General features: G+C 70.3%; 6 protein-coding genes. 1 reads left to right on the top strand and 5 read right to left on the bottom strand.

Annotated elements, in window-relative coordinates; translation table 11 throughout:
* A partial coding sequence (leuS, locus tag VNO22_03630; GenBank protein HXG60442.1) for a leucine--tRNA ligase occupies nt 1-1425 on the bottom strand: 1425 nt, incomplete at its 3' end.
* 110 nt (nt 1426-1535) lie between these two features.
* Here leuS and VNO22_03625 point away from each other — a divergent pair.
* Nucleotides 1536-2678 (top strand): serine/threonine-protein kinase, encoded by a 1143-nt coding sequence (locus VNO22_03625; GenBank protein ID HXG60441.1) that lies wholly within the window; start codon nt 1536-1538, stop codon nt 2676-2678.
* 6 nt (nt 2679-2684) lie between these two features.
* On the opposite strand, the gene VNO22_03620 is transcribed toward VNO22_03625, so the two are convergent.
* From VNO22_03620 to VNO22_03605, 4 genes are all read right to left on the bottom strand, one after another.
* On the bottom strand, nt 2685-3158 hold the full coding sequence (locus VNO22_03620; GenBank protein ID HXG60440.1) for a hypothetical protein: 474 nt from the start codon (nt 3156-3158) through the stop codon (nt 2685-2687).
* On the bottom strand, nt 3155-6004 hold the full coding sequence (locus VNO22_03615; protein ID HXG60439.1) for a hypothetical protein: 2850 nt from the start codon (nt 6002-6004) through the stop codon (nt 3155-3157). The genes VNO22_03620 and VNO22_03615 overlap by 4 nt, the downstream gene beginning before the upstream one ends.
* A gap of 68 nt (nt 6005-6072) precedes the next feature.
* Nucleotides 6073-6945, bottom strand: coding sequence for an ethylbenzene dehydrogenase-related protein (locus VNO22_03610; protein ID HXG60438.1), 873 nt, complete (start codon nt 6943-6945; stop codon nt 6073-6075).
* 131 nt (nt 6946-7076) lie between these two features.
* Nucleotides 7077-9383, bottom strand: a complete 2307-nt coding sequence (locus tag VNO22_03605; GenBank protein HXG60437.1) for a heavy metal translocating P-type ATPase — start codon at nt 9381-9383, stop codon at nt 7077-7079.
* Nucleotides 9384-9422 lie beyond the last annotated feature (39 nt).

Here is a 9422-nt window from a genome sequence, read left to right as displayed (position 1 = left end):
GGCGGGCCCGCCGCAGGCGGGACAGACGGTCTTCATGAATTCGGGCCGGTCGGCCAGGGGCGAGCGACCCTTGGGAATGAATTCGGTGACGTCGGTGGGGAGCAGGACCGGCAGATCCTTCTCCGGCACCGGCTGCGCTCCGCAGCGCGGGCAGTGGATGATCGGAATGGGGCATCCCCAGTAGCGCTGCCGCGAGATGAGCCAGTCCTTGAGCTTGTAGTGGGTCCTGGCGCGGCCCGCGCCGCGCCGCTCGAGCGCCTCGATGACGCGCGGGATTCCCTCCGGGGAGGGCGTCCCCGAAAGCTCCCCGGACGCGATCATGGTCCCCGGCCCCGTGTAGGCGTCCTCGTAGCGCTCGGGCCCGCCGGAGATGACGATCTTGACCGGCAGCCGGTACGTCCGGGCGAACGCCCAGTCGCGCGTGTCGTGGGCGGGCACGCCCATGACGACCCCCGTGCCGTAATGGACGAGGACGTAATCGGCGACCCAGAGAGGCACCTTTTCGCCGGTCAGGGGATGGGTCGCGAAGCGTCCCGTGAAGACGCCGTCCTTGGTTCCCTCGGCCGTCCGCTCGATCTCGCTTTTCCGGGAGGCGCGGCGCACGTACTCGCGCACCTCGGGGGTGGCGATCCGCTCGACGAGCGGGTGCTCGGGCGCGATCGCCAGGAACGTGACCCCGTAGATCGTGTCCGGCCGCGTTGTGAAGACGGGGAGCTTTTCCCCCTCGAAGCCGAAATCGATTTCGCAGCCGACGCTCTTGCCGATCCAGTTGCGCTGAAGCTGCTTGGTGGACTCCGGCCAGCCGGACAGCTTGTCGATGTCCGCCAGCAGCCGCTCGGCCATGGCCGAGTAGCGGAAGAACCAGCAGTTGTCGATGGGCTTCTTGACGACCGCGCGGCCGCAGCGCCAGCAGGCTCCATCGTGGACCTGCTCGTTGGCCAGGATGCCGTGTTCCTCGCACCAGTTGACCACGCTCGGGGCGCGATACGCCCAGCCGGTCCTGTAGAGGAGGAGGAAGAGCCACTGGGTCCACTTGTAGTAGTCGGGCTCGCAGGTGCGGACCTCGCGGCTCCAGTCGTAGGAGATCCCCATCCGCTGGAGGGTCTTTTTGCCCGTCTCGATGTTGCGCAGCGTCCAGTCGCGCGGGTGGAGCCGGTGCTTGATGGCCGCCTGCTCGGCCGGCAACCCGAAGGCGTCCCAGCCGAAGGGGTGCAGGACGTCGAATCCCCGCATCGTCCGGTAGCGGGCGACGGCGTCCCCGATCGAATAGTTCCGGAAATGTCCCATGTGGATGTCGCCCGACGGGTAGGCGAACATCTCCAGGACGTAGTACTTGCGCCGGGGCCGCTCCGGGGTGGCGTAGAGGCGCTCGCGTTCCCACAGGGCATGCGCGCGGGCCTCGAGGTCGCGGAAATCGTACTTCATCGCGGGGTGGATTCTAGCGGCGGGTCCGGCGGTTGTCCACAGCGCGCCGCCTTTGTCCTTGCCTTCCCGCCGGGGGGCGCTAAGATTAACGTGACGCCCCGGCGTCGCCTATGGCGGAAGAGAAAGAAAGCCTTCACTTCGGCGCCATCGCCATCAAACTCGGCTTCACGAGCCTCGAAAAAGTGGACGAATGCCTCCGGCTCCAGGAAAAAATGAAGGAGCTGGGGGTGGCCCCCAAGAAGCTCGGCGAAATCATGCTCGCCAAGGGGTACCTCACCGACGCCCAGGTGAAGGAAATCTTCAAGTACCAGGGCCTGCGCGGCGGACACACCTCGATCCAGGGCTACAAGATCCTCACCAAGATCGGCCAGGGCGCCATGGGATCGATCTACAAGGCCCTCCAGATCTCCATGGACCGGATCGTGGCGATCAAGGTCCTTTCCCCCAAGTACGCCCAGAACGAAAAGTTCCGCGAACGCTTCCTCCGCGAAGCCCGCGCCGTCGCCCGGCTCAACCACCCCAACATCATCCAGGGAATCGACGTCGGCGAGTCCAACGGCATCCACTACTTCGCGATGGAGTACATCGACGGGCCCACCGTCGGCGAGCTGCTCAAGCGGGGCGGCGCGCTCGACGAAAAACGCGCCCTCCATATCGTGCTGCAGATCGCCCGGGCCCTCCAGCACGCCTTCAACCACGGCATCATCCACCGGGACATCAAGCCCGACAACATCATGCTCACCCGCGAGGGCGTGGCCAAACTCTGCGATCTCGGGCTGGCCAAGCTCCCCGCCGCCGAGGGCGACCCCTCGGGCACGCGGCCGGGCGCCTCGATGGGAACGCCGTACTACATCGCCCCCGAGCAGGCCCGCGGGGAACAGAACGTGGATACCCGCGCGGACATCTATTCCCTCGGCGCGAGCTTCTACCACATGGTCGTGGGAGACGTCCCGTTCCCCGGCCAGAGCGCCGCCGACGTGATCTCCAAGCACCTGACCGAGCCGGTGACCCCGCCGCGCGCGCGCAATCCCCTCGTCTCGCCCGCCGTGGACTGGACGATCGTCAAGATGATGCAGAAGACCCGCGAGGACCGCTACCAGACGCCGTCGGAACTCCTGCGGGACCTCGAAGCGATCGCCGCCGGCGGACTCCCCGAGGGCTTCACCCCGGAGGCTTCCGCCCGCAACGCCGGGCTCCCGAAGCTGCGCCGCTCGCGACTTCTGCGCCGCGCCAGCCGGTTCCGCCGGCGCTGACCCGCCCTAATCCTTCCAGTCCGCCGGCTCGAAGCTCTCCAGAACGATCGTCTTCCCCCCGACGAGCGTCCCCGAGATCCGGAACCGGTTCTTTCCTTCGAGCCGGCGGCGAAGCTCTCCCAGCCGATCCTCGCCCCGGGGCGACTCGGGATTGACCAGCGCGAGCGCCTGGCCGCTCCCCTTGGCCGCCAGCGTCGCCTTCTCCCCCGTAAAGCTCACCGTGCCCCGCAGCGATACCTTCACCGCCCGCACGGCCAGATCCTTGGGCAGCCGGTTGAAGGCCGGAACCGGAGCCCGCTCGTCGAAGGTCACGACCGCGCTCTCCCCCGAGAACGTCACCCCCCGGCAGCCCTGCATCCGCCGCACCGTCGCCTCCAGCTCCCGGCGGCACTCCTCGCAATGCATCTTCTCGAAGACGAGCGTCGCCGTGTAGACGTCCTCCCCGGCCAGAAGAACCAGAGCCAGCGCCCAGGCCGTCATTGACGCCGCACCTCCAGCCCCCGCACGTACTCCAGCCACTCCTTCTCGAGCGCCCGGAGGTCCGCCTCTCCGAAGGCCGCCTCGAACGCGCCGCGCGCGTCGGCCCCCGACGCCAGGGACTTGAAGTAGGCTTCGATCCGGGGACGGTGCCGCCCCCCGGCCGCCTCATAGAAGAAATGGACCATCGACCACGCCTGGGCGTACTTGAAGGCGATGGGACCCGAATAGAACTCGGCGGGGGCCTGCATCATCAGGTCCTCGAACCGGAGAGCCATGCCGAGCCCCATCTTCAGCACCTGGAGCCTCCCCTCCAGAATCCGCGCGCGCTCGGCGATCCGCGCCTTGCCGTCCCGGCCCACCTCCACCCGGATCCCCCCCATGTACTCCGCCAGGCCCTCGTTGAACCAGTACGGCGCCCTCGGCACCAGGAGACTCATGAAATGGTGAAACGCCTCGTGGTACAGGGTCTGAAGCGTCGCCTCGAGATCCACGTCCTCGAAAAGCAGAAGCTCCTGGAAGAGCGGGTGGAAATAGCCGAGCGTCCACTCCTGCCGCCCCGACAGCGTCAGTTCCCCGTACGTCAGGTACGCCTCCCGCGTGTTGAAGACGGCCACCCGGGGCTTCGGCCGCGCGGGATCCTCGCGGTACACGTCCTTGAAGGTCTCCGCGAAGTGGCGGTAGGCGGCCTCCAGGCGCGTCCCGTAGAGCGCCGTCTTCTCCGCCGACATGTCCGTCATCACGACGAAGTGAGGGAATTCCTTGATGTAGCGCGCCCCCAGGTGCTGCGGCCCCTTATGGACGTTCTGAACGTTCTTCTGGAGCTGCGCGAGCGATTCGTTGTCGGGATCCAGACGACGGGCCAGCTCGAGATCCGCCAATCCCCCCTTGGCCTCCCCGTCCAGGAAGCGCAGGAGCCCCCGGAGCGCCAACGCCTCCGCGTGGCCGGGAGAAAGCTCCAGCGCCCGCCGCACCGCGGCCCGCGCCGCGGCGACGTCCCGCTCCTCCAGGCACGCCGCCGCCAGCCCCGCCTCGGCCTCCGGGAATTCGCGCTCCAGCTCCAGCGCCCGGGCGAAATCCTTCCGCGCCAGATCGGCCCTCCGCGTCGCCATCCGCAGCGCCCCGCGCCAGTAATGAAGCGCCGCGAATTCCGGAGCCCGCGCCAGCAGGTTCTCCACCGCCGGAGCGTGACCGGGCTCCACCCGCCGCCGCCGAATCGCCGTCGCCAGCGACGCCCTCAGCTTCTCGTAGTCCGCCCGAACCGCGGGATCCAGAGCGTCCAGAAAATACGGATCTTCCGCCCACAGGGGGCCGACCTCCTCGGCTCCCGCCGCCTCCGTACCGCGCCCGAGATCCTTCTCCAGCGCCCGCCGCACCAGAACCTCCACCTCGGCGAACCGCTTGTCGATCTCCGCCGGATTGACCCTTCCCTGCACGGAAAGCCGCCGCACCCGCACCGTTCCGCCGGCGGCCCCCAGGAGAAACCATCCCTTCGCGTGCGCCGCGTCCAGCGCCGCCAGGACCTCCTGGCCCTCCACGTGCACCCGGAGCGCGCCGCCCCGCGCCGAGAACCGGAGGCGCACCTCCCGGTCCGGCTCGATCCGCGGCACCGGCTTGCCCGCCAGGCCCTCGAGCTTCCCCGCGTCGCAGCGATAAAGGACGTGCCCCCCCGGAGCCCGGCCGTTGAGCACCGCCAGATACCCGTTCCGGTCCCACGTGAAAAAGCACCCCAGAACCAGCGACGCGCCGCCTTCGAGCGCCGCCGAAAGCTCCACCTCGACGTCCCGCTCGAAATCCACGTCCTTCAGGCTCCAGAGCGCCGTCCCGCCGGGCGCCCCCAAGCGGAGCTCCCCCTCGGCCACCTCGAGCTTGCCGGGCTGCCGCGCCGTAAAATCCTGAGCCATGCCCGGGTCGGAGAAATCGTGCTGAATGAGAAGCTGGTCGGACCCCAGGCGCCGCGCCGAGCCCTTGAACGCCGCCTCGTTGTTCAGCAGCCGCGAGACGTCCGGCACGCGCGATCCGTAGGCGGGATCCAGCGCCACGCACTCCCGGAACGCCGCCTGCGCGTCCTTCCAGAGTTTGCGCAGCACCAGATGCCGCCCCGTTTCGTAGAGACCGGCCGCCCCCTCGTCCTTGTACACCGCGCGCAGGAGCGCCACGTAGGAGCGGTCGTCGATGAACTCCACGGGGAATCCCTGCTCGGCGAGCGCCCCTTCGAACGTGAAGGCCAGGCGAACCTCGTCCGGACTCAGACCGTGGACGACGACGTTCTCCAGAACAAGTCCGTTCTTGAGACGGACCGTGAGCTTCAGATTTTTGAGCTTCTCGACGAGCTGCGCTCGGCGGGCCGCTTCGGCGCGGCGATCCTCCTCGATCCGCCGCCGGGCTTCCTCGAGACGCCGCGCGGACTCCTCGCGGCGCGCCCGCCGCCGGCCGTCGTAGGCCAGGCGGGCCGACCGGCGGCGCGCCTCTTCCTCCTCCGCGCGCGCCTTCGCCTCCGCTTCCGCCCGGGCGCGCTCCTCGGCGGCCTTCCGCGCGGCTTCCTCCGTCCGCCGCCGCTCCTCCTCCACGAACTTCCGGCGGCGCTCCTCCACCTCGCGCCGCATTTCCGCCTCGAGATCGACCGGAGGGTGCGGAGCGGGGGGCCGCGGCGGAGCGACGGGCGCGCGCGGGCGCGGCGCTTCGGGAGGCGACGCGAGAACGGGCGGCTCCGAAGGGGCGGACCCCCCCAGGAGAACGCCCAGGACGACCGCGACGGTCGCCGCGGCCGCACCGAGGCCGCCCCAGAGGAGCCACCTCTGGCGCCCGCCCGACGCCGCGGCCGGAGCCCCCGGCGCGACGCGCCGCACGGGACCGGATGCCCGACGCTTCCGTGGCGGTTCCCGCATGCGCCCCCCACCCCCGCGTCCGGGGGGATCTACGGCTGAAGCTTGAGGATCAGCTTTCCGGAGACGTCGTGGTCGCTGTGCTCGGTTTCATCGAACACGGCCACGGCGAACTCGATCGCCTTGCCCGCGGCGAAGACGGCGTCGTCCTTGTGGCCCGTGTTGAGCTTGCGCTTGAACTCGACGGTCCACTTTCCGTCCGCCCACACGCCCCGGGCCTGCACGTCCGCCGCCGACCCCGAGGGCGTCTGGGGCTCGAACTGCGGAACCTTCGGCCCCTTCTTCTCGGTCGGAGGTTCGAGGCGCTTCCAGGCGGGCGTCCCCGCGTCATCCGGACGGGCCAGGAAGATGGGCTTTTCCTGACGGTCCTGGAACCGCTTGGATTTGACGCCCTCGGGCCGCTGGCGCGAGTAGATGTGCGTCTTGTCCAGGGCGTAGCCGTTCGTCGTCCGACCGGCCTGCCATTCCCAGACGTCCCACTTGGACTCCACTCCGGCCAGCATGTCCGGATTGAATTCGCCCTCGAGCGCGAAGCCCAGGGAGCAGGCGTCCTCGATCTTCTCGTCGTCGGGCACGTACTCCCCGTCGCTCTCCTTCCAGACGAAGGGAAGATGCTCGTCGTTCTTCTTCTTGTCCTCCCAGACGAGGAGGAAGCAGATCGAATCCCCGTCGTGAACCGCCTTGAGAGAGATTTTGTGCTTGGGATTATCGAGCTCGTCGGGCTTGCCGATCCGCACCACCAGTTCCTTGGCCTGGGCCCAGGCCGCGTCATCGGCCTTCCCGTCCACGGTCGGAAGCGGGGCGACCTTGGGGGCCACAAGCTCGGTTCCCTCCGCCGGGACGTTTCCCGCGGACAGGGGAAGCGCGGCGGCGGCCACGACGGCGAGGACGATCAGTCGGCTCATCGCTGGTTCTCCTTGAACAGAGGTTCCTCCGCCCTGTTATACGACGTCCGGCGGCCGATCGCGGGGGAACCCGATCGAGGTACGTTTGTACCCGAAAACGGGGGCGGGGTTCAAGCACTTGCGGGACGCCTTCACAGGCGCGCCCGGAGGAGCCGCAGGGCGTTGGCGATGACCGATACCGAACTCAGGCTCATCGCGGCGGCGGCCACCACCGGGCTGAGGAGAAGCCCCGTCCACGGATAGAGCGCCCCGGCCGCCAGGGGCACGCCGAGCGCGTTGTAAACGAACGCGAAAAAGAGATTCTGCCGGATGTTGCGCCGCGCCGCGCGGCTGAGCCGCCGGGCCCGCGCGATGCCGCGGAGGTCCCCCCGCACGAGGGCCACCCCGGCGCTCTGAAGCGCCACGTCGGTCCCGTTCCCCATCGCGATCCCCACGTCCGCCTGCGCCAGCGCGGGGGCGTCGTTGACGCCGTCGCCCGCCATGGCCACCTTCCGCCCTTCCGCCTGGAGCCTCCGGACCACGTCGCGCTTTCCCTCGGGAGGAACTTCGGCGTGCACCTCGTCGATCCCGAGCCGCGCCGCGACCGCCGCCGCCGTCGTGCGGCCGTCGCCGCTCAGCATGACGATCCGAAGGCCCTCCGCCCGCAGCGCCCGCACGGCCTCCGGCGTCGTCGGTTTGACGGGGTCGGCCGCCGCCAGAAGGCCCGCGACCCGGCCGTCCACCGCGGCCAGAAGCACCGTGCGGCCCTGGGCCCGGTGGGTTTCGGCGCGCGCGGCGGCCGGCGCCGCGTCGATTCCGAGCTCCGCCAGAAGCGCCGCGTTGCCCAGCGCCACCCGGCGGCCGTCCACCTCGCCGGCGATCCCCCGGCCCGGATAGCTCCTGAAGTCCTTGGCGGAGGAGGACGCAACGCCCCGTTCCCGGGCCGCGCGCATCACCGCCTCCGCCAGCGGATGCTCGCTCGCCCGCTCCAGACCCGCCGCCAGCCGGAGAAGCTCCGCCTCCGGCAGGCCGTCGAGGGACTCCACGGCCTCCAGCCGCGGCCGCCCCTCCGTAAGCGTCCCCGTCTTGTCCACGGCCAGCGTGTCCACGGCCGCCAGCCGCTCCAGCGCCTCCGCGTTCCGGAAGAGCACTCCCGCCGTGGCTCCCTTTCCCATCGCGACCATGACCGACATGGGCGTCGCCAGACCCAGGGCGCACGGGCAGGCGATGATGAGCACCGCCACGGCGTTGACGATCGCGTGCGTCAGGCGCGGCTCCGGGCCCCACAGCAGCCAGGCCGCGAACGCCGCCGCCGCAACGGCCATCACCGCCGGGACGAAGACCCCCGCCGCCCGGTCGGCCAGCGCCTGGACCGGCGCGCGGCTCCGCTGGGCCTGCGCCACCTGCTCGACGATCCGCGCCAGGACCGTGTCGCGCCCCACGCGGTCCACGCGGACGACGAGCGATCCGGCCCCGTTGAGCGTCCCGCCGATCACGCGGTCCCCCGGTCGCTTTTCCACCGGCAGCGACTCGCCCGTCACCATGGATTCGTCCACGGCGCTCTCCCCCTCGAGAACGGTGCCGTCGAGCGGAATCCGTTCCCCCGGCCGCACCCGCAGACGATCCCCGGGACGCACGTCCTCGAGGGGCACGTCCTCGTCGATCGTCTCGTCCACGATCCGGCGCGCGCGCGGCGGCGCGAGTTCCAGGAGCGCCCGGATCGCCCGGCCGGTCCGGCGGCGGGCGCGAAGCTCCAGAACCTGACCCAGAAGAACGAGCGTCGTGATGACTGCGGCGGCCTCGAAGTAGACGCCCACCTCGCCCCCGTGGCCGCGCGCGGAGGCCGGAAAGGCGCCCGGAAAGAGGACGGCCGCCAGGCTGTAGGCGTAAGCCGCGCCCACGCCGAGCGCGATGAGCGTGAACATGTTGAGACGGCCAAGGAGCACGGAACGCGCGCCCCGCGCGAAAAACGGCGCTCCCGCCCAGAGCACCACGGGCGTCGCCAGCGCCGCCTCGACCCACACCCTCCACTTCCCCGCCGGCAGGAGACCCGGCCCCAGATGGCCCATCGAGACGGCCATGAGAGGCGCGCTGAACACCAACGCCGCCCCGAAGCGCCGCGTCATGTCGCGCAGCTCGGGATCGTCGGGTTCGCCGGCGGGAACGCCCCGGGGCTCCAGGGCCATCCCGCAGATCGGACAGGCGCCGGGCCGGTCCTGGACGATCTCCGGATGCATGGGGCAGGTCCAGAGCGTCCCCTCCTTCGGGGAGCCCGCGCCGTGCCCGCCGCCGCAGCAGGATCCGGAACGCGCCCCGCCGGCCCGAACCCCCTCCGGGTCGCGCCGGAACCGCTCCAGGCACGAAGGGCTGCAGAAGAAATAAGCGCGCCCTTCGTGCTCGTGCCGGAGCGCCACGGCGGGGTCCACGGTCATTCCGCAGACGGGATCGGTCGCCTTCATCGGATGCTCTATTAACGTCCAGGCGGGTCCGGCGCGTCA

This window comes from Planctomycetota bacterium, assembly GCA_035574235.1.
Classification (GTDB): Bacteria; Planctomycetota; MHYJ01; order MHYJ01; family JACPRB01; genus DATLZA01.
Note: the sequence above shows the minus strand (reverse complement) of the source record. Positions and strands in the feature narration are given on the sequence as shown.

Coding starts and splice junctions, on each gene's coding strand:
- VNO22_03620 (HXG60440.1), bottom strand. CDS start 3,158: ATGACGGCCTGGGCGCTGGCTCTGGTTCTTCTGGCCGGGGAGGACGTC.
- VNO22_03625 (HXG60441.1), top strand. CDS start 1,536: ATGGCGGAAGAGAAAGAAAGCCTTCACTTCGGCGCCATCGCCATCAAA.
- VNO22_03605 (HXG60437.1), bottom strand. CDS start 9,383: ATGAAGGCGACCGATCCCGTCTGCGGAATGACCGTGGACCCCGCCGTG.
- VNO22_03610 (HXG60438.1), bottom strand. CDS start 6,945: ATGAGCCGACTGATCGTCCTCGCCGTCGTGGCCGCCGCCGCGCTTCCC.